This window comes from Haemophilus sp. UMB1048 (assembly GCF_030218125.1).
In the GTDB taxonomy this organism is placed as follows: Bacteria; Pseudomonadota; Gammaproteobacteria; order Enterobacterales; family Pasteurellaceae; genus Haemophilus_D.
Window position 1 is genome coordinate 1 of sequence record NZ_JASOPB010000019.1, and the last position, 779, is coordinate 779.

Genomic DNA, 779 nt, shown 5'->3' on the forward strand with positions numbered 1-779 from the left:
AACCTGCGGTTGGATCACCTCCTTACCAAAAACGAGAGACAATAAGTGTCCACACAGATTGATTGATATATTGTAGACAATATCGAGCAGAAAGCCGTTATTCCCTTGGGTCTGTAGCTCAGGTGGTTAGAGCGCACCCCTGATAAGGGTGAGGTCGGTGGTTCAAGTCCACTCAGACCCACCACTCAAACTGAGTGAGTGATGAAGGTGAATAAGGTAATAAATAAACGATGATATGGGGATATAGCTCAGCTGGGAGAGCGCCTGCCTTGCACGCAGGAGGTCAGCGGTTCGATCCCGCTTATCTCCACCACTTATCATCGTTAAGTAAATTGAGTTTTTATACTTAATGAGTTTATTTAACGATGATAACTGAAAATGTTATTTCTGTTCTTTAACAACCAGGAAACAAGCTGAAAAACTGAAGAGACTTTCAAGTCCTTTAAAGGATAAGAAAAAGTCTGAGTAAGAATAAAATCTTGATTGAACAAAAGCAATCAAGTGTTTAGTTGAAAACACAACATCAAGAATTTTTGAGGTTGTATAGTTAAGTGACTAAGCGTACAAGGTGGATGCCTTGGCAATCAGAGGCGATGAAGGACGTGCTAATCTGCGAAAAGCTTGGATGAGTCGATAAGAGGCGTTTAATCCAAGATGTCCGAATGGGGAAACCCAGTAGATGAAGAATCTACTATCACTTACTGAATACATAGGTAAGTGAGGCAAACCGGGAGAACTGAAACATCTAAGTACCCCGAGGAAAAGAAATCAACCGAGAT

General features: G+C 41.3%; 2 tRNA genes and 1 rRNA gene. All 3 read left to right on the forward strand.

Going from position 1 to position 779, the window contains the following annotated elements:
* Positions 1–107 precede the first annotated feature (107 nt).
* Positions 108–184, forward strand: a tRNA-Ile gene (locus QP437_RS09655).
* A gap of 53 nt (positions 185–237) precedes the next feature.
* Positions 238–313 (forward strand) — tRNA-Ala (locus QP437_RS09660).
* A gap of 232 nt (positions 314–545) precedes the next feature.
* Positions 546–779 (forward strand): 23S ribosomal RNA (locus tag QP437_RS09665); the annotation flags it as partial.